This is a genomic window from Virgibacillus sediminis, from assembly GCF_042643265.1.
Taxonomy (GTDB): domain Bacteria; phylum Bacillota; class Bacilli; order Bacillales; family Amphibacillaceae; genus Virgibacillus_O; species Virgibacillus_O sediminis.
In genome coordinates this window covers 20874-41292 of sequence record NZ_JBHRRZ010000006.1, presented here as the reverse complement: position 1 = coordinate 41292, position 20419 = coordinate 20874, and the positions used below count along the sequence as shown (strand labels likewise).

At 44.6% G+C, this 20419-nt stretch carries 13 protein-coding genes; 3 read left to right on the top strand and 10 right to left on the bottom strand.

Annotation, left to right across the window (positions count from 1 at the left end; genetic code table 11):
- Positions 1–48: 48 nt before the first annotated feature.
- The 6 genes from brnQ to glgB all read right to left on the bottom strand — a co-directional run bounded on the left by brnQ (position 49) and on the right by glgB (position 9785).
- Positions 49–1413, bottom strand: a complete 1365-nt coding sequence (gene brnQ / locus ACFODW_RS03610; RefSeq protein WP_390303110.1) for a branched-chain amino acid transport system II carrier protein — start codon at positions 1411–1413, stop codon at positions 49–51.
- A 277-nt stretch (positions 1414–1690) separates the two neighbouring features.
- The gene (locus tag ACFODW_RS03605; RefSeq protein WP_390303107.1) at positions 1691–4123 is read right to left on the bottom strand and encodes a glycogen/starch/alpha-glucan phosphorylase; all 2433 of its coding nucleotides are present in this window, start codon (positions 4121–4123) and stop codon (positions 1691–1693) included.
- 11 nt (positions 4124–4134) lie between these two features.
- Positions 4135–5559 carry a glycogen synthase GlgA gene (glgA, locus tag ACFODW_RS03600; RefSeq protein ID WP_390303104.1) on the bottom strand — a complete coding sequence of 475 codons (1425 nt, stop codon included), beginning with the start codon at positions 5557–5559 and terminating at the stop codon, positions 4135–4137.
- A 25-nt stretch (positions 5560–5584) separates the two neighbouring features.
- On the bottom strand, positions 5585–6691 hold the full coding sequence (gene glgD / locus ACFODW_RS03595; RefSeq protein WP_390303101.1) for a glucose-1-phosphate adenylyltransferase subunit GlgD: 1107 nt from the start codon (positions 6689–6691) through the stop codon (positions 5585–5587).
- A complete protein-coding gene (locus tag ACFODW_RS03590) occupies positions 6691–7842 on the bottom strand; it encodes a glucose-1-phosphate adenylyltransferase (protein WP_390303099.1) in 1152 nt (383 codons plus the stop codon). The genes glgD and ACFODW_RS03590 overlap by 1 nt, the downstream gene beginning before the upstream one ends.
- The gene (gene glgB, locus ACFODW_RS03585) at positions 7839–9785 is read right to left on the bottom strand and encodes a 1,4-alpha-glucan branching protein GlgB (RefSeq protein WP_390303096.1); all 1947 of its coding nucleotides are present in this window, start codon (positions 9783–9785) and stop codon (positions 7839–7841) included. Before glgB ends, ACFODW_RS03590 begins: the two co-directional genes overlap by 4 nt.
- Positions 9786–10086: 301 nt before the next feature.
- Here glgB and pulA point away from each other — a divergent pair, with 301 nt between their 5' ends.
- Complete coding sequence (pulA, locus tag ACFODW_RS03580; protein ID WP_390303093.1) at positions 10087–12201, top strand: type I pullulanase; 2115 nt, start codon at positions 10087–10089, stop codon at positions 12199–12201.
- A 64-nt stretch (positions 12202–12265) separates the two neighbouring features.
- Here the strand turns inward: pulA and cydC are convergent, their stop codons facing one another.
- The 4 genes from cydC to ACFODW_RS03560 form a co-directional block, all read right to left on the bottom strand.
- Positions 12266–13978, bottom strand: a complete 1713-nt coding sequence (gene cydC / locus ACFODW_RS03575; RefSeq protein WP_390303090.1) for a thiol reductant ABC exporter subunit CydC — start codon at positions 13976–13978, stop codon at positions 12266–12268.
- A complete protein-coding gene (gene cydD, locus ACFODW_RS03570; RefSeq protein ID WP_390303087.1) occupies positions 13975–15705 on the bottom strand; it encodes a thiol reductant ABC exporter subunit CydD in 1731 nt (576 codons plus the stop codon). Before cydD ends, cydC begins: the two co-directional genes overlap by 4 nt.
- 123 nt (positions 15706–15828) lie before the next feature.
- Complete coding sequence (locus tag ACFODW_RS03565) at positions 15829–16842, bottom strand: cytochrome d ubiquinol oxidase subunit II (protein WP_390303085.1); 1014 nt, start codon at positions 16840–16842, stop codon at positions 15829–15831.
- Positions 16842–18185 (bottom strand): cytochrome ubiquinol oxidase subunit I, encoded by a 1344-nt coding sequence (locus ACFODW_RS03560; RefSeq protein WP_390303082.1) that lies wholly within the window; start codon positions 18183–18185, stop codon positions 16842–16844. Before ACFODW_RS03560 ends, ACFODW_RS03565 begins: the two co-directional genes overlap by 1 nt.
- Positions 18186–18565: 380 nt before the next feature.
- On the opposite strand from ACFODW_RS03560, the gene ACFODW_RS03555 reads away from it, so the two are divergent.
- Positions 18566–19318 (top strand): GTP cyclohydrolase II, encoded by a 753-nt coding sequence (locus ACFODW_RS03555; protein ID WP_390303079.1) that lies wholly within the window; start codon positions 18566–18568, stop codon positions 19316–19318.
- Positions 19311–20411: a bifunctional diaminohydroxyphosphoribosylaminopyrimidine deaminase/5-amino-6-(5-phosphoribosylamino)uracil reductase RibD gene (gene ribD, locus ACFODW_RS03550; protein WP_390303076.1), complete on the top strand. Its 1101-nt coding sequence runs from the start codon at positions 19311–19313 to the stop codon at positions 20409–20411. Before ACFODW_RS03555 ends, ribD begins: the two co-directional genes overlap by 8 nt.
- Positions 20412–20419 lie beyond the last annotated feature (8 nt).

The following is a 20419-nucleotide window of genomic DNA, read 5'->3' as shown; positions in this document are numbered from 1 at the left end:
AAAAGCCGGTTCTCTATTTGAGGGAACCGGCTTTTGTATGATTGATTATTACGAAGCATGGGCTTCGGCTGATCTTGTTTTTTGCACGCGGACGATCACTGTTGTGACAGCAATTACCACCAAGGCCGGTGCCAACCAGCCCAGTCCTTCATTATACAATGGGAGAACCTGCTCATAGAAGGAAACAACTGGCACCATCCAGCTGAAGTAATCCATTCCAAGAGAATCGCATAATGCTTTCAGGCCGTCAATGATACTAATTAGGAATGTCACCGTGATCGTTGATGCGTAAACAATCCGTGCATGATTGAACAGAGGAGACAGAAATGCTAGCATAATCAGCACGATTGCCAATGGGTAAAGGAACATCAGCACTGGCACAGAGAAAGCAATGATATTAGCCAATCCGAAGTTTGCAATCCCAAAGGTTACTGTCGCAAAGACTACAACCCAGCTTTTATAGCTGATTTTCGGAAACAGTGTATGGAAATACTGCGCATTGGCGGTAGTCAAACCAATTGCTGTCGTTAAACATGCCAACGTGATCACAATGGCCAGCATAATGGAACCGAAAGTACCGAAATAGTAAGATGCAGCACCGCTCAGTACAGGCCCGCCTGTATCAAAGATTCCAAAAACCTGTGTGCTCGTAGCCCCCATATAGGCTATTCCTACATAAATGGCAGCAAGAAGCAGTATGGCGATGCTCCCTGATTTTGCCGTTGTCTTGAGTATCTCATTAGTGGAAGTGACCCCCATCGCCCGGATGGCATTGATCACAATAATTCCAAATACAAGGGAAGCAAGAGCGTCCATCGTGTTGTACCCTTCCAGGAACCCTGTAACAAATGCACCACTCGTATATGCTTCCTGTGGCGCCTCCATGGATCCCATTGGCTGGAAAAATACCATGGCTAGCAGAATAGCAAGAAGTATAACTAATCCCGGAGCCAGCACCTTCCCTACATTATCAACAAGTTTTGCTGGATGTAAGGAAAACCAGAGTGTGATAGCAAAAAACACGAGTGTAAATATCAAAAGTCCCAGCTGCTGAGCGCCATCTCCAATAAAAGGAGCAATACCCACTTCATAAGCTACTGTTCCAGTACGGGGAGCTGCAAAAAATGGCCCGATCGTCAGATATAGAAGGGATGTAAAGAATATAGCATAGCCCGGATGAACCCTGCTTGCCAGGTCCTCCAAATTGCGGCTTCCGGAAAAGCTCATGGCAATGATTCCCAGTAGCGGCAAGCCAACCCCGGTGATGAGAAAACCGGCGATCGCCGGCCAAAGGTTTACCCCTGCATTTTGGCCTAGTTGGGCCGGAAAGATTAAGTTTCCTGCTCCGAAAAATAGTGCAAACAGCATAACACCTATTGCTGCATAAGATGAAAAAGACAATTTACCATCCATGTTGTATTCCTCCTGATTGTTGTATATTTAATGGTGAAAACTTATATGCAATATATCAATGAAATACATAATACTATCTTCCTGAGTAAAACGCAATATATTACGGAAATTTTTTGACGATTTTTTCTTTTCCTTGTTTTTCCTTGTCGAATATTACTCTATATATAAGACAGAGTTGCAGCAATCCCTGCTAATTATTCGCTAAAAATTCTTCTTCCTCCATAAAAAAACCCCTGCCTGTCATCGATAGGCAGAGGATGGTACTAATTTTTGTTATCTATTCCTTCAATTGTTTTAAATTCCATATTCCGGTAGCATATTGCTGGATGGTATGATCACTGGAAAATTTCCCGGAATAAGCAATATTTGTTACACTTTTCTGCAGCCAGGAGAAGGAGTCACGGTAAGTGCGCTCTACAATTTCATGGGTCTCCATATACGGCTCAAAATCTTTAAGAACAAAGTACGGGTCATTATGAGAGAGAATATTGTAGTAAATGTCTTTGAACTCTATTTCCTGGGAACCAAATTCCCCTAACTTCAACTGGTCAAGTATTCTCTTTACCCTGTCATCCGTATTATAAATTTCGGTAGCACTATAGCCCCCATGCCGGTAATAATCCATTACCTGCTCTGCAGTAAGCCCAAAAATAAACATATTCTCATCGCCGACAAGATCATGGATTTCAATATTAGCTCCATCCATGGTACCTAAGGTCAAGGCTCCATTCATCATCATTTTCATATTCCCAGTCCCCGATGCCTCTTTACTGGCCGTAGAAATCTGTTCACTTATATCCGCAGCCGGTATAATTTTCTCCGCCAGACTGACATTATAGTTTTCCAGAAATATTACCTTTAGCTTATCCTTTACGTCCTTATCATAGTTGACGATACTTGCAACGGTATTGATCAGCTTAATAATTTCTTTCGCCAAATGATAGCTCGGTGCAGCTTTTGCGCCAAAGATAAAGGTCCTCGGAATCATATCCAATTGTGGGTTATCCTTCAATTCATTGTATAAGTGAATGACATGGAAAATGTTCAACAGCTGTCTTTTATATTCATGAAGGCGTTTGATCTGTACATCGAAAATGGAGTTGGGATCGACTGCTATTCCGGTACGTTGGTGGATAAACGCTGCTAATGCCTGTTTATTCGCCTGTTTAGCTGCAGAGAACTTTTCCAGGAGAGGTCGGTCCCTTGTATATTTCATCAGACTTATGAGCTGTTTTGGCCTCCGTATCCAATTCGGCCCGATCACCTCCGTGATCAGGTCTGCTAGCCGAGGGTTTGCTTGCAGGAGCCAGCGCCTATGGGTAATGCCATTCGTCTTATTATTGAACTTACCAGGCGATAGCACATAAAAATCCCTCATCTCCTGCTTTTTCAATATCTCGGTATGGATTCTGGCAACCCCATTCACACTGAAGCTGCCGATAATTGCAAGTCTGGCCATATGAACTTGCCCATCAGCAATAACAGCCATGCGGGGAATTTGATCCCGCATCTCTTCTCGATTAAACCATATATCCTGACAGAAACGTTCATTTATTTCATGGATGATCATATAAATCCTCGGCAACAGGCTCTCCATCATTCCTACCGGCCAAGTCTCTAATGCCTCGCTTAACGTTGTGTGATTGGTATAAGCGAACACCTTTGTAGTCACTTTCCATGCAGCATCCCACCCAAGGTTCTCCCCATCCATCAGCACTCGCATCATCTCTGGGATGCCCAATGAGGGATGGGTGTCATTGATTTGGATGACCACTTTTTCAGGCAGTCTGCTTAGCGGCAGCTGGTAGTTATCCTTAAATTGGCGGATGATATTCTGGACACTTGAAGAAACAAGAAAATACTGCTGCTTCAACCTTAATTCCTTTCCCTCCGGGCTTGAATCATCCGGATAGAGGAAACCGGTTATCTGCTCAATGGAATGCTGGTGCTCCAGATCATGGTAAAAATCTTCATCCTGAGTCGCGTCCCCCTCTAGAGGAAAGTATGGTTCAGCACTCCAAAGCCTCAGTGTATTGACCGTACTGTTCTGATAGCCGACAACCGGTATATCATAAGGAACAGCCATTACTTTATCTGTATTTTCGTATTTGAATTCCAGTGATCCATCGTTCTTTTTGAACATATGTACATCACCACGGAAGTGAATCAGAATAGCTTCCTCTTCTTTACGGTTTTCCCAAGGATAGGGATCCTTCAGCCAATAATCCGGAAGTTCCACTTGATTTCCGTGAATGATTCGTTGCTCAAACAGACCATACCGGTATCGAATACCACTGCCGTGCCCTGGATAATCCAAGGAAGACAATGAATCTAGGAAACATGCTGCAAGTCTTCCCAGCCCCCCATTACCGAGAGCTGCATCCTGTTCTTGACCAAACACTTCCTCCGGATAAAAGCCCATTTCTTTCAGTGCCTCTGTTGTCTGTCCAAGCATTCCACAGTTCAACAAGTTACTCTTGATCAAACTTCCGATAAGAAATTCCATGGAAAGGTAATAAACCTGTTTAGCCTTTTTCTCCTTATGCTTTTGCTGGGTCTTCTTCCATGCCGGCATAATTTCACCATGGACAATGGCGGCAAGCGCATAGTAGATATCCTTGGGAGAGGCCTCGTGTGTACTTAGTCCTTCATCCACTCTTAGCCTTCTAGTTATTTCATCTTTTAATCCATCTGCAGTGTATGGCTGCATTCCTCCACTCCTCATCCGTAAATTGGTGTCAGTGCATCATACATACCCTTATACTCCTGAGCAGAATCCTTCCAGGTAAATTGACTCCTGTTTACATTTTTTAAAAGCAATGGCCAATCCTGTGGGGAATGGTAGGCGTCCAAAGATAAACGCAATACCTCCAGCAGCTCGTGGGCATTGTAATTGGAAAAGCTGAATCCATTCCCTTCTCCGGTAAGCCTATTATAGGACATCACTGTATCCTTCAATCCGCCGGTTTCCCGCACAATGGGAACTGTCTTATATTGCAGAGCAATCAGCTGTGCCAGCCCACAAGGTTCAAATTTCGAAGGCATCAGGAAGAAGTCAGCACCAGCATACATCAACCGTGAGGCCTGCTCATCGAACGTAAGCAAAGCAGCTGCCTTATCCGGATAGCGGTCCGCCAGCCACCTGAAGTAATCTTCAAATTCCTCTTCTCCTGTTCCTAAAACGATGAACTGTACCTCCTCTTCCAGGAACTCATCGAGGATACGCTGGATCAAGTGCAGCCCTTTTTGCTCGACCAGCCTACTTACCATCACATACATCGGAATATCGCCGGCCTGAGGCAGACCGGTCATTTTTTGAAGCGCTATTTTATTCTCCTTCTTCTTCGCCCGAGAAGTTCGGTAATTAACTGGTATGTGCGGATCATTCAATGGATGGTACTCTTTTGTATCAATTCCGTTCAAAATCCCGGCAAGATCCCCTGATCGCTGTCTAAGAATCGGATCAAGCCCTTCCCCATAATATTCCTGCTGGATCTCCTCCGCATAGGAGGGGCTCACCGTAGTTATTTTGTCGGCATGGAACAAAGCGCTTTTTAGGCAATTCAACATTCCGTTCCATTCCATTCCGGGGATATGCTTACGGGAAAGCTGAAAAAAATCGTCAAAAATACCAATAGGCATAACACCCTGATATTTTATATTATGGATGGTGAATACAGTCGACATACCTTCTACCGGCTCAAGTATCCGGGCAAGAGCGACCGCCATCCCCGCCTGCCAATCATGTGCGTGAAGGATATCCGGCCTGAATCCGATATGGGCCAACGCTTCAATGACCGCCTGGGAAAAGAAGATAAACCGCTCCCCATCATCGTAGTAGCCATAAACCCCTTTTCGAGTGAAGTAATAGTCATTTGCTATGAAATAATAGGTAATACCTTCATTCTCCAGCAGATAGACGTCCGCCTGCTGATTCCTCCATCCCAACTGGACATCGAACGATAGGTAATACTCCATTCTGGCACGCCAATCCTGTCCGATTTCATCATAAAGAGGGAGAATGACACGAGCATCCACCTGTTCATACTGTTTTAATGCCTGTGGGAGGGACCCGATTACATCAGCGAGTCCTCCTGTTTTTATAAAAGGCGCACATTCTGAGGCGGCAAACAGGACATTCTTCATTAAAAATCTCCTCCTTTCTTTTCTCCTAAATGACCTGCCGTTTCGCTATCACATACGGTTTCTCAATAGAGCCAATCAGTTTTTGACCAGCCCTGACATGAACATCTTTATCAATTATTACATTCTCCAAATAAACTCCTTCTTCAATGTTGCAGCGTTGCATAATGATAGAGTTTTTGATGACCGCTCCCTGATGGACGGATACTCCCCTGAAAAGGACGCTCCGCTCCACTTCTCCATTAACGGTGCATCCATTGGCAATAATTGCCTGGCTTACTTTTGAATGCCCACTGTATTCAACTGGAGGGTTGTTTGACACTTTAGTCCGTACGATATGCTTTTGATGGAAAAGGTTTCGATAGTTCTCCTCATCCAAAAGGTTCATATTATGCTGATAGTAACTGTCCACATTGTTGACGAATGCACTGTAGCCATGATGTTCGTAGGTCTGAACCTTTAACTCTCCAATATTTTCTTTGATTCCATGCAAAAAGAAATGATCCTTATGATAGGCAATGCACTGATCCGCCAATTCCATCAACAGATCCTTATGAATAATATAGACGCCGGCGAACAAACAGGAATTATTTTTGTCTTTGGTAAGATTCCTTACCCACCCAAGATCATCTGCCTCCACACGAAGATAGGCATCATGCTCTTCCCTCAATGGATCTACTTCCACAGAAATTAAGGTGACATCCGCCTGGCGGTCCATATGAAATTGAAAAGCCTCCTGGAAATCAGTATTCGCAATAAACTGGCTGCCGCTTACCAGTACATATTCAGACTTGCTTCTATTGAAGTAATCCCTGTTGTTGTGAAAAAATTGCAGATCTCCTCTTGATTGGTCATTTGGATCATTCCAATCGGGAGGCAGGATGAATAAGCCTCCGCTTCTTCTGTCAAGGTCCCAGTTTTCACCCGTCCCCAAGTGATCCATCAAAGAACGGTATTTATTCCGTACGAAAATAGCTACTTCTTCAATCTCGGAATTCACCATATTTGAAAGGGTAAAGTCTACCATGCGGTAACGCCCCCCAAAAGGTATGGAGGAAGCATTACGGAAATACGTCAATTCATTAAATACTGGATATTCATGTTCCAGATTGATTAGTCCCATCATTTTACTCATTACACTTCATCCCCCGTCAACGTCAGCCTTTCTTCCAATACCTCCTGATTAATCACCAATGGTTCTTCATTACTTGGGGACTGTATAAATGTCCCTTCCGGTATAACCGTGTCCTCCATGACAATCACCCGTTCAAGAACGGAATTTCTGCCTATTTTTGCTCGCGGATGGATGATGGATTCATTGACAACAGCACCTTCCTCCACCTCTACGTTCCGGAACACTACTGAGCGTTCTACTCTTCCATAAATCCAGCAGCCAGAATTTATCAACGAGTTTCTAACAATAGCACCCTCCCCGATATATTCAGGAGGTGATGTGGCATCTTTAGTATGGACCCGCCATCTCTTATCCTTTAAGGAAAGGCCCCTTCCGCTCAACAAGTCCATGTTGGCCTCCCAATAACTTTGAATGGTCCCGACGTCCTTCCAATATCCTTCAAACCGATAGGCCTGCATGCGGCAGCCACCGCCCAGCATGGCCGGGATGATATCTTTTCCGAAATCATGGCTGGAACTATTCATTTTTGCATCGCGAATCAAATAATCCCGCAGCTTTTTCCAAGAGAAAATGTAGATCCCCATGGACGCAAGGTTATTTTTGGGATATTCCGGCTTTTCTTCAAACTCATAGATCTCCAAACTGTCGGTAGTATTCAGGATTCCAAAACGCGACGCTTCTTCCCAACCAACTTCAATCACTGATATGGTCGCATCCGCTCCAGTTCGCTTGTGTTCTTCCAGCATCTCCGTATAATCCATTTGATAGATATGGTCTCCAGAGATGACAAGTACATATTCGGGCTGATACTGGTCAATGAAGTGGATGTTTTGATAGATGGAATCTGCTGTTCCGGAATACCAATCACCGCCATTCTTAGCTGTGAATGGTGAAAGAACCGTCACCCCGCCATTTCTTCTGGACATATCCCAAGGCTTTCCGTCGCCAATATGGCGATGGAGTTCTAGCGGAGAGTATTGGGTCAACACTCCCAGCATCTGAATACGGGAATTGGCGCAATTGCTCAACGTAAAATCGATGATTCGATACTTTCCTCCAAAAGGTACAGCCGGTTTTGCCAGGTTGCTGGTCAAAGCCCCCAGCCTCTTGCCTTCTCCACCAGCTAATAGCATTCCAACACATTCCTTCAATGCACATCCTCCTCCACAATATTAGTTTTCCTTTTAAATACCGCCATGCTTAATGGCGGCACTTTGATTTTTATATGATGCGGCAGACCATGCCACTTCTCCATGAAGCTATGATGCTCCCCGCCATTCAACTGGCCGGAACCTCCATATTCCTCCCTGTCGGTATTGAAGATTTCCTCGTATATGCCCGGAGTCCTTACTCCAATTTTATAATCGTAATGCACTTGAGGAGTGAAATTGCAGACAATCACCAGTTCATTGGATTCCTTCGAGCATCTACGGAAAAAGGCAATAATACTTTGATCGGGGTTATGCGGATCTATCCATTCAAACCCCTCGGATTGATGATCCAATTCAAAAAGTTCAGGATTTTTAAGGTAGAAATGGTTCAGCTCTTTCACAAAGTGGCAGACACACTGATGGAGCGGATACTTCAACAGATGCCAATCTACTTCTTCTTTATCTTTCCATTCCGCATATTGGCCAAGTTCCCCGCCCATAAACAACAGGCTTTTACCTGGATGAGCAATCATATAGGCATACAACAGCCTCAGGTTAGCGAATTGCTGCCATTGGTCTCCCGGCATTTTATCAAGCAGGGACTTTTTTCCGTGCACTACCTCATCATGTGACAATGGCAACAGAAAGTTTTCTGTATGGGTATACATATAAGAAAATGTCAGCAATTGATGATGCCATTTCCGATGAACTGGATCCTTTTCCATATATTCCAGCATGTCATTCATCCAGCCCATATTCCATTTAAAATTGAAACCCAACCCTCCGAGATAAGTAGGGGACGTCACCAACGGGAGGTCTGAACTGTCTTCAGCCATCATCAAAGCATTCGGATAATACTCGAAAACCGTCTCATTCAATTTCCGAATAAAAGCGAATGCTTCCAGATTTTCCTCTCCCCCGTAAGAGTTGTAGATTGGCTCTTCTTCGTCCCCACGGTCAAAATTCAGATGGAGCATACTTGCGACTGCATCCACCCTCAGCCCGTCAATATGATATTCTTCCATCCAAAAAAGCGCATTAGAAATTAGAAAGCTCTGTACTTCCGGCCTGCCAAAATCGAAGGTCAGGGTTCCCCATGCCTTCTTCTCGCTTTTTTTCGGATCGGCGTACTCATACAACGGCTTTCCATCAAACTGCCTCAATCCAAAGTCATCCTTACAGAAGTGCCCAGGCACCCAATCCATGATTACCCCGATGTTTCTCCTATGGCATTCGTCGACGAAATACTTAAAATCTTCTCGCGAGCCATATCTGGAGGTCACCGAAAAGTATCCAGTTGCCTGATATCCCCAAGAAAGATCAAATGGATGTTCAGCTAGAGGCAGCAGTTCTACATGTGTATATCCCATTTCTTCCACATAGGCTGTCAGTTCATCAGCCAGTTCCCGGTACGTGTAAAAAGACCCATCCTCTTTTTTTTTCCATGAACCCATATGTACTTCATAGATAGAAATAGGGGAGTTATAGGGGTTATATCTTTCCCTATTCTCCTGCCAATCCTGGTCGTTCCATTTATATTGCTTCCTCCCAGGCACGACAGAGGCCGTGGCAGGCCGCAATTCTGACTGGACAGCATATGGATCTGATTTCAGCAGGGTACGTCCGTCAGCGGTCTTTACCGCATACTTGTAAGGCAAGCCCGGAGAAATATCCGTAAAAAAACCAGCCCATAACCCCGAATCGGTTATCCTACTCAGATCATGACCTTTATCCTCCCATTCGTTAAAGTCTCCAACAAGACTTACACGCTCGGCATGGGGAGCCCAAACTACAAATCGGTAGCCCATCTTTCCCTCCCACTTCTGCGGATGGCAGCCTAATAATTTGTAACTCCGGTAGTTTGTTCCTTGATGGAATAAAAAAAGATCCTCATCGGACAGGTTATAAAGCAAGATGTCTTCCTCCTTGTAAGCAGCACTCATTAACATGATAAGTGGTGTGAATAAAGTAAATTATAGATTCATCAGACTGCCTTTTCAAGAGGATAACGGTTATTTGTCTGAAAATTCTTTCGACATTTTCTGTACGTTCTGCTCTATATTGTCAGCAACTGTCGAGACAACTAAAAAAGACGAGAAATAGTTTATCCTTTACAGGAGATGGCTATTTTACTAAGGAAGAAAATATGATAAATATAAATACGATGTAGAGTTCAAACAGTTACCTTAAAAAGGAAGAATAGCATATACTGAAAGGACTAAATACAATGAAGGAGATAACATGGTGAAAATCCCTGCAGCTTGGATTGATGATGTTTGTACTGTTACTGTTACCTTTACCGATGAAGAAGCCTATATTCCGATGGAAGAAAGCCCCTGGGTTCATTGGAAGGAAAAAGATCAATATTTCTCCGCAGAAGTTGGGGATAGACTGAGTAATTCATCGGTTCAGCTCTACCTCCTTCATCCCCTCCCGCTCGGGGAAGATCTTGAGCTAAATTGGGGAACGTATCATCTCCCCGTTTATTCCGGGAGGATCGTCAGAACGAAATGGTTTGAAAAGAATTACGCAGATGCCGACAGGGAACTTGGAGCTATTTACAGGCCAACCTCCACCATGTTTTCTGTCTGGGCACCCACTGCCCATTCCGTAAAGCTGCACCTTGGCGAGACCATCATGACAATGAGCCGAAAGGAGAAAGGAACTTGGCAATTGGAGGTCAATGGAGACTGGCACGGGACCCCTTATGAATATGAAGTCGAGATCAGTGGGCATATCCATAAAACTACTGATCCCTATGCCAAAGCATTACTGCCTAATAGCACGAAAAGTGTAGTGCTGGACCCTTCCCAAGCCAAGCCTGCTTCTAGGCATCCAAGGCCAAGGCTGGATAAACTTCAGGATGCCATCATCTATGAACTTCATGTAAGAGATGCAACCAGTGATAAAGCAAGCGGCGTGAAACACAAAGGGAAGTTTCTCGGTTTAGCCGAAGCAGATACGACAAGTGAAAAAGGCCTCTCTACAGGAATCTCCTATATCAAAGAACTTGGCTGTACCCATGTCCAGCTGCTGCCGGTCAATGATTTCGCCAGGGTAGATGAGCTTCACCCTGATGAATCTTACAACTGGGGGTATGACCCATTGCATTTCCAAGTCCCTGAAGGAAGCTATTCCTCCTCCCCAGATGATCCGGCAGCCCGGATCAAGGAGTGCAAAGAAATGGTGCAGGCCTTCCACCAGCATAAGATTGGGGTCATCCTCGATGTGGTCTTTAATCATGTGTTTGATTTGGAGTCTTCTTCCTTTGAAAAGTTGGTGCCAGGGTATTACTTCCGCTATCATGAAGACGGTACTCCAAGCAATGGCACCGGTGTGGGGAACGACTTTGCAAGTGAAAGGACAATGGCCCGTAAGTTCATTTTGGAAACCATAGACTATTGGATGAGAGAGTATGAGGTGGACGGTTTCCGATTTGACTTGATGGGTGTCATCGACATCGAAACCATGAATTTGATTCAAAGGCACTGTGAGAAGGAGTCTGTTTTTTTACTTGGGGAAGGGTGGAACCTTCCAACTGCTCTTCCTGATGAACTGAAAAGCACTTCCTTCAATTCGGACCGAATGCCAGGTATCCGCTTTTTCAATGACCAATTCCGGGACACCTTGAAAGGAAGCCTGTTTGATACAAAAGACACAGGATATGTAAATGGAGGAGGAAAACATATCGAGAAGCTCCCCAACCTCATATCAGCCTCTGCCTTGGAAGAATTTGGGGCACCTTTTGTCTCAGAGGCTGACCAGACCATTAATTATGTGGAATGCCATGATAATCATACCTTATGGGACCGTCTCATCCTTACCAATCCACTTATGGATGAATCAGACAGGAAGAAAGTTCATCAATTGGCTACTGGACTCACGCTGTTAAGCCAGGGCGTGCCTTTTCTGCACGCAGGCCAGGAATGGTTCCGCAGCAAAGGTGGGGACGAAAACAGCTATATCTCCGGCGATAAAGTAAACCAGCTCAATTGGCGGATAAGAGATAAAGAAAATCATTATATAGATTTTGTAAAACAATTGATTGCTTTGCGGAAGAAATATCCTGTGTTTCGGATGAGCTCAAAAGCAGAAATTCGCAAGCGTTTGCATATACTTGAAGAACCACATACCGTGTTCGGCTACACACTCCTTGGAGATGGCGAGGATTTTGCTATTTTTGTGAACCCTGTCAATCAGACATTTGATATCCATCTCCCTTCCCCTGGAAGTTGGCAGCTAGCTGTAACCAATGACCACAGCCGAAAACAGGAACAGAGGGAATTGAAAGGGGAGTTCACCTTCATTCGCCCATATGAATTAGCGGTATGGAAAAAACCTCTTTGGGTCCAGATATAAATAAAAAATGGCTGCCCATTTTTATCTGGGCAGCCATTTTTTAACGGATATATAAATGAACATCTCAGAGTAGATCTTTTTCAATTTCTTTCATTTGATAAAAATAACCCTGCCGTGTCATCAATTCGTCAAAAGTTCCCGACTCAATGACTTTTCCACTTTCCATTACAATAATCTGATCCATCTTTTCCAGACCGGCGAGTCGATGGCTGACCAGAACTATTGTATCCTGCCCGGCCTGTTCGAAAATCTTTTCATGAATATGTTTTTCCGTTAAGGCATCCACAGAAGATGTCGGCTCATCAAGCAGCCAAAAATGTCCGCCTTTCAGCATCGATCTGGCTATCGCCAGGCGCTGCTTTTCTCCGCCGGACAGATTTTCCCCCTTTTCAAATACGTGCGCATCAAGGGAAAAATGGCTCAGCTTCACTTTCTCCAATGCCTGCTCCAACTGGTCATCACTCAGGTCGTCACCGGCCAGACGCAAATTGTCCCGAATGGTTCCGTAAAATAAATGATTTTCCTGAAGAACCACCCTTGCATTGTGCCAGATACTTTCCTGCCGGATCTGATCAATATACATACCATCCAGCTGGATCTCTCCCTGGTGAGGCGTGGCCATTTTCAGCAGCAGCTGCAGAATCGTAGACTTCCCTGAGCCGCTTGGACCCACAATTGCCGTTTTAGATCCCGGCTCCAATGTAAGTGTCACTTCATCCACGGATTTCCTCCATTCCCCCGGGAACTTGAAGGAAACCTGATTCATTCGTATCCCAGGCGGCTCATTAGCAGAAAGCTCAAGTGAGGGAGCCTCTATGTCCTCCCTCGCCTCCCCTACCACGGAATAAAGGCGGTTGGCAGCCCTTCTGCTGTCCTGTAAGTGGATGGGGAATACTGCCATTGGCCCGGAATCTTCAAAGACGGTCAGTGAGATCATGACAAGCATTGCCAGGAATATTCCATTCAACTGTTCTTCCGTTACCAGATAGGCACCTAATCCAAGCACTACCCAAGAGACGAGTAAGGATACAAATGTATTAACCGATTGATTGTATATCCTATTAATCCCTTCGTTCTCCTGTTCCTTTATATAGCTTAAGGAGGATTGTTGCAGTTCATGTTCCTTCTTTTCCAACTTCTGGTTGACTTTTAAATCCCGCAATCCATACAGCAATTCCGTCACTTCTGTAGATAAGCCGCCTCTTTCTGCCCTGACATCTTGATTTATTTTTTCCTGCCTGATTGTAAACACGGCTGGTATCACAAACAAAGTCAGAATCAGACCTGCGAGCAGGACAAGCGCAATATAGACAGAGAAATAGGCGGTAAACAGTATAGTTGCAATAAATACCATGACCAGGACAATCGGAGGATAGAAGACCCTTAAAAAGTAATTCTGCAGACTTTCCACATCCCCGACAATCCTCGACAACAGGTCACCGCTCCGGTACTTTTGAAAAATCCCCGGTGCCAAGGGTTCAAGTCTTTGGAAGAAATCAACCCGAAGATTGCTTAGAATGGTGAATGTAGCCCGGTGCGAAAAATATCTCTCTGCATATCTGGCAATGGCCCGTACAAATCCAAGCAGTTTCACTGTAGAAGTAAGCACAATCAATGCATATAAAGGCGGAGCAAGAGCGGCCTTGGAAATCAAGTATCCACTGGCTGAAAACAACCCTACTGCCGCTATTCCGGCTATAAACCCGGCAACAATAGAAATGAGAATATCTTTTTTCTCCATAAACATCAGTCGGGTAACCTTCCGTAGTTCCTTCATGATTGCTGTCCCCCTTGCTGCGCAGTCACCATTGCTTTATATGCTGGAGATGTTTCCATTAATTTATCGTGATTCCCGGAAGCGGCCACCTTTCCATCTTCTAGAAACAGGATGATATCTGCATTCCGGATCGTATGAAGGCGGTGTGCGACCGTAATAATGGTGGCATGCTCTGCAAGTTCATCAATGGACGCCTGCAATATCTGTTCCGTATACAGGTCAAGCCCGGTTGTAGGTTCATCAAACAATATGACCGATGGCTTTTTCAAAAAGGCTCTGGCGAGAGCGAGACGCTGCTTCTCACCGCCCGACAATCCCCTTCCGGCTTCGCCGACAGGTGTATCATATCCATGTTCCAACTCTTCAATCATTTTAGATAAGCCTGCCTGTTTAGCGGCCATCTTAATATGCTCTTCGGATGGATTCCCATTAGCCCCAATGGCAATATTCTCCCGTATGGTGCCTGAAAATATATAGGGGTGCTGTGTAATATAGCTTAAACGGTTGAACCACTCTTTTTCCTGATAGGCGGATAATGGGTTTCCATCAGCTTGGACATGTCCCTCATCAGGAGTGACTAAACCCGCAATCAAATGCAGCAGAGTTGTTTTCCCCGAGCCGCTTTTTCCAGCAATAGCGGCTTGACTGCCAGGTGGTAAGAAGGCGTTGATGTTCCGAAGGGCAAAACGCTCCTCCCCATAACTGAAAGATATATCATCCAGTTGGATTGCCGGTGCTCCATCTCCGTTAAACTGCAAGCTTTCCCATCCACCATTCTCTCCGTATTGATCAAGCTCTTCCTGAATTTTAGCTGCTGCTCCCATACTGCTTTTTCCATTATGAAAGGCATTTCCCAAATCCTTCAATGAATTATAGAACTCGGGAACGAGCAGAAGCACGAAGAAGGCGGTGAAAAATGCAATACTTTCATAAATGATCAGCTGTATTGCCAATTCCAATGCAACGAGGCCGATGCTCAACATCGTAATCACTTCAAGAGCAAAAGAGTTCATAAAGGCAATCTTCAAAATCTCCATGGTGGCTTCACGAAAACCAATACTGCCTTTCTCTATTTCATCCTTCTGCCGTTTTGCTTTTCCAAATAGTTTAAGAGTCGTCAACCCCTGCAACTTGTCCAAGAACTGTCCGGAGAAGGCGGCCATCTTCTCCAGCTGCTCCTCCGATTTCTTTTTCGTCTGGATGCCGATCACGATCATAAAAACAGGTATGAACGGTGCAGTAATGAGCATGATCAAACCTGAATTAACATGCTGGGTGAAAACCGCAATGAGTACAAACACTGGAATAATGGAGGCTTGGAACACTTGTGGAATATACTCACTGAAATAACTGTCCACTTCATCTACTGCGTCCAGCATAACACTCACTTTGCGTCCCGACTGTCCACTGACAGAAGACTGGACAGGACTGGTAGAAAAGCGATTCAAGAGTTCCCTTCGAAGATCAGCTTTCACTTTGGATGCCATCCTTATCCCGGTTCGGCCATTCCAATAACTAACGGCCGTTCTGGCCAGCAGAACAATGAACAATCCTATCAGCACCATAAGAATATCTGAAAATACAGCTTCCTTCAGAAATACCAGATCAACGGCACTAACAAGAAAGTATGCTTGAAGAATAGCCAGGAATCCTAATAATACAGAGAAGAGAAGAAGCGATATCATGCTTCTTCTCTGGGCAGAGAGTCTGTTTTTCAATTCATTCATTTTTTATCTCCTAACCTAAATATAGGTAGTTTGTGTCTAAAAAGACTAACATATAAATCCCTGCTTTAAAAATTCATTGGAATCCCCAAAGAGAAAATATCGTCGAGGGAGGATTCCATATATTTACTTCTTGCCTTTGACATAGTCAGCATCAAATAAAAACAATTTGAATACAAGAACTAAAGATGGAATAAGCAATACAAGTCCCCCGATGAAGGCAATAACCAGCGCCAATCCCATCGATTCATGGGTGGAACTGTTATGAATGGTAATATACGGATCAAGGATATATGGGTAGTGGCCAATTCCATAAGCAAAGAAGGCAAAGAAGAATTGGAGCATCACGAAAAAGAATGCCAACCCATAGTTCTTTCCTGAGTATAGCAACAACATGGCAGCCATGAAAAATGCCACCGACAGTCCAAGCATCCACCATAGATCCATCATGTTGTCGAAATGCCTCTCATTATGCTGACTCAAGAAGATGAATGCCGTCAATGCCGCAATAATGGTCGGAGTGCTCCAGAACAAGGCGTAGCCCCGGACCAGCTTCAATGCTGGTTGGTCATTTGCCCTGTCGGCATAGAATGTCAAGAATGCCGCGCTGATAAACAGCACAGAGACGAGGGCGAGGCCGACGATACTCCAAGACAGTGGGCTGGAGAACAATTCCAAATATCTCAAGGAAACGGAATTTCCTTCTTCGACAATAAATCCGCCCTCCGAAAGAGTTAGAGCCACTGCAAGTGACGCAGGAATCAACAGTCCGGTTGCCCCGTATAGGAACATGTAGACATTACTCTGCTTCGATCCGTAATTTTCAAAGGCGTAAAAAGACCCCCTAATTGCCAGCAGAACAAGTGCGATACTGCCCGGAACCAAAAGGGCTGTACCATAATAATAGGCGGTGTCGGGAAAGAACCCGACAATGCCGACAAAGAAAAAGACAAAAAATACGTTCGTAATTTCCCATACAGGAGAAAGATATCTGGAGATCAGCTGATTAATTATATGGTCTTTCTTGGTTGCCTTGGCATACCAAGCATAAAAGCCGGCGCCGAAGTCCACAGAGGCAACAATCAGGTAACCGTATAAGAATATCCATAAAACGGATATTCCAATAATTTCATAGCTCATTAGTCATCCCCCTTTTCGAGGTTGGGATAATGTTTCTCCAATTCTAATTCAGCAGGATTATCCCGGAACAGTTTTCTTAGCGTCACGACACATAATGTACCAAGCACGATATACAGAGCCATAAACAGGAAGAACATCAGTCCAATATACGGAGATGTAGTTGCTGCTTCCTCCACTGTCATGTACCCCCTCAGAATCCACGGCTGACGGCCTACCTCTGCATAGAACCAGCCGAATTCAATAGCAAGAAATGCAAGCGGGCCAGTGGCTACAATCATCCAAAGGAGCCCTTTATTATACTCGTTCCACTTCTTAACCCTGCTAACAATCAAATAAAGCAAAGGAATGATAACTAGAGCGCCGCCTATGGTAACCATCAGATCAAACATATAGTGGATCCAGAGAGGCGGTATCTCTTCTTCCGGAAATTCTTCAAGCCCGATTACTTCTGCATTAAAGTCTCCAAACGCCAGAAAACTTAATGCCCCCGGTATCCGGATCGCCCCCTGAGGTTCCTCCCCATCCAGCCAGCCGAACAGGACCAGGTCAGCATTCTCCTCAGTTTCAAAATGCCATTCACCTGCCGCCAGCTTCTCCGGCTGATGCTCTGCAAGGAACTTCGCTGATAAGTCTCCCGCCAAGGCAGTTAGAACACCAAATATAAAAACAAGCGTTACGGTCATTTTCAATGCTTTCTTATGATAATCAGTAGCCTTCTTCTTTAAAATAAAAAAGGCAGTAATTGCAGCCAGCAATGCAGCAGCAGTCAAATAAGCAGAGCTTAGGACATGGAATACCTTCGTTGGTGTTGCGGTGTTCAACATTGCCGCAATCGGATTTACCGCTGCAAATTGGCCGTTTTCTATGGCAAAACCCTCAGGCTGGTTCATAAACCCGTTCACCGTTGTGATAAATACTGCGGACATTCCCGCCCCCAGCACAACCGGTATATTCAATGCCCAATGTGTATAAGGGTTCTTAAACCTATCCCAAGTATACAAATAAATTCCCAGGAAAATTGCCTCGAAGAAAAAGGCGAATACTTCCATAAATAGAGGCAATGCTATTACATTACCTGCCAGCTGCATGAAATTAGGCCATACAAGCGACAATTGCAGACCAATCGCCGTTCCTGTTACTACACCAATAGCAACAGTTATAATAAAACCACGTGCCCATCTCCGGGCCATCATTAGATAATGGGGGTCTTTCCTCCGTATGCCGATAAATTCGGCGATGGCAATCATCAGTGGAACACCCACCCCGATAGTGGCAAAAATAATATGAAAGGCTAGCGTCATTCCGGTTAGAAGACGGCTCATCATGACTGTATCGAATTCCACAATAATAGACCTCCCTATTTATAAGTCAACAAATTCAGTACTGAGCAAGTGAATATGTTAAGTTTTACCGTCAAATCTAATCTAAGGTATCCTTTATCAACAATGCATCTCTTATATATCTGCTCCTTACTGTATGCCTATTTTATCACAGATTGCCAATGAGACTTTGACAATCAAGTGAAACTTTATCAAAAAAACCCCAACCGTCCACATACACGTTCAACCTGCAAATGTACTTCCGGCTGCCGACGGACCCATCCTCCTATCTATACCACGAATGACTGTGGCTTACACCCTTAAAACATATCTTTTAAGAATGAAAAATTGATGATATCCGAGGAATTAACTATACTAAGAGATAAATGAAGGGGGAAATAACCATGGAACTTAAAATGGCTTCAGAAGCATTTTCTGTGTTAAAAGATAAAATACAGCTGATTAAGCATAAAGATGCGGCTATTTATCTGGTCGGGCCTATTCAGCTTCCGGTCAATCTTTATGGAGAGACCACCGTTTTTCAATGGTATTGCTGGTTGAACTATGAAGAAGTGACAGAGGATTATGAGAAAATCATTGACCGGCTGGCTTCCGCGAACCTTGCGGAATATCAACAATCAAGTGTACTGGTTTATGGAGATTTCAGTGAAGCAGACGAGGCGCTTATTCGTATGCACTCGATCTGCCATACCGGAGACATATTCGGCAGTAAGCGATGTGACTGCGGCTTCCAATTGAAGGAATCCATGTTGAAAATTAAGGAACACGGAGCAGGAGCACTATTCTACCTTGCCAATCATGAAGGACGGGGAATAGGCCTATTCAGCAAGGCAATGGCTTATGTGCTTCAGGAAAATGGCTACGATACGGTGGAGGCTAATGAGAGCCTTGGGTTTGTTAACGATGCCCGCAACTATGAGGATGCCATCCAAGTCTTGAAGAGGCTGCGCACCAAGCCGGTAACGTTAATTACCAACAACCCGCTGAAATTGGAAGCTATGGAAGATGCCGGCTTAGCTGTATCCGGGCGCACCCCTCTTTGGGGAGATATCTCCGAGTATAATAGAAAGTATCTACAAACCAAGGTGAGTAAATCCGGCCATATAGAAGAAGAAAGGACTTGTCCCAATGACTGAACATGAATTCTATATGAACCTTGCATTGAATAATGCCAAGGCAATGAAAGGACAGACCGATCCCAACCCGCTGGTGGGTTCTGTCATCGTGAACCATAATCAGATAGTCGGAGTGGGCACACACTTGAAAGCAGGAGAACCCCACGCAGAAATCCATGCGCTCCGTATGGCAGGGGAACATGCATATGGAGGCACCATTTATGTCACACTCGAACCCTGCTCGCACCATGGCAGGACAGGCCCATGTGCCGAAGCTTTGGTTGAGGCGGGGATCAAAAGGGCTGTAATAGCTACATTGGATCCCAATCCCCTTGTGGCCGGTAATGGAGTTAAAATATTGAAGGATGCCGGCATTGAAGTGGTCATTGGGGTTCACGAACAGCAGGCACGGGAAATGAATGAGGTTTTTAACAAGTTCATTCTGGAGAAAAAGCCGTTCATTACGATGAAATCCGGAATTTCACTGGATGGAAAAGTAGCTACTCATTCACTCAGCAGTAAATGGATTACCTCGGAAGATGCAAGAGCTGATGTCCATCGTCTTCGCAGTGAAAACATGGCCATACTTGTCGGGATCAACACCGTATTAAAAGACGATCCAGCCTTGACTGCAAGAATACCCAATGGCCGTAACCCGCTCCGGGTCGTGATAGACTCATCCTTGAAAGTACCTTTAAATTACCAAGTGGTCGCCGATAAAAAGGCAGAAACTTGGATTTTCACTAGCCAAAGTTACGACAAAGCAAAACGGGAACAACTAGAAAAGCGGGGGATCACCGTTATAGAAACCAGCGGGCGCAAAAAAGTAGATATTGAAGAGACAGTATCTATCCTTGGAGAAAAAGGGATATCCTCCTTATTCATTGAAGGCGGAGGAAATATCAATGCTTCTTTCCTCCAGAACCGGCTGATTGACAAAGTCATCCTCTATTTCGCTCCCAAACTTGTCGGCGGCAAGGATGCTCCAACCTTCTTGGAGGGCAATGGTGTCGAAAAGATGGAAGACGCCATTGAACTGACCGGTACGGAAATACAAAAAGTAGGCAAGGATTTTCGTTTCTCCGGGTATCCCGTATACAAGAAAGATAGCTAAAGTAATAG

Coding starts and splice junctions, on each gene's coding strand:
- glgD (WP_390303101.1), bottom strand. CDS start 6,691: ATGAGTAAAATGATGGGACTAATCAATCTGGAACATGAATATCCAGTA.
- glgA (WP_390303104.1), bottom strand. CDS start 5,559: ATGAAGAATGTCCTGTTTGCCGCCTCAGAATGTGCGCCTTTTATAAAA.
- cydC (WP_390303090.1), bottom strand. CDS start 13,978: ATGAAGGAACTACGGAAGGTTACCCGACTGATGTTTATGGAGAAAAAA.
- brnQ (WP_390303110.1), bottom strand. CDS start 1,413: ATGGATGGTAAATTGTCTTTTTCATCTTATGCAGCAATAGGTGTTATG.
- ACFODW_RS03555 (WP_390303079.1), top strand. CDS start 18,566: ATGGAACTTAAAATGGCTTCAGAAGCATTTTCTGTGTTAAAAGATAAA.
- ribD (WP_390303076.1), top strand. CDS start 19,311: ATGACTGAACATGAATTCTATATGAACCTTGCATTGAATAATGCCAAG.
- ACFODW_RS03565 (WP_390303085.1), bottom strand. CDS start 16,842: ATGAGCTATGAAATTATTGGAATATCCGTTTTATGGATATTCTTATAC.
- ACFODW_RS03605 (WP_390303107.1), bottom strand. CDS start 4,123: ATGCAGCCATACACTGCAGATGGATTAAAAGATGAAATAACTAGAAGG.
- glgB (WP_390303096.1), bottom strand. CDS start 9,785: ATGAGTGCTGCTTACAAGGAGGAAGACATCTTGCTTTATAACCTGTCC.
- cydD (WP_390303087.1), bottom strand. CDS start 15,705: ATGAATGAATTGAAAAACAGACTCTCTGCCCAGAGAAGAAGCATGATA.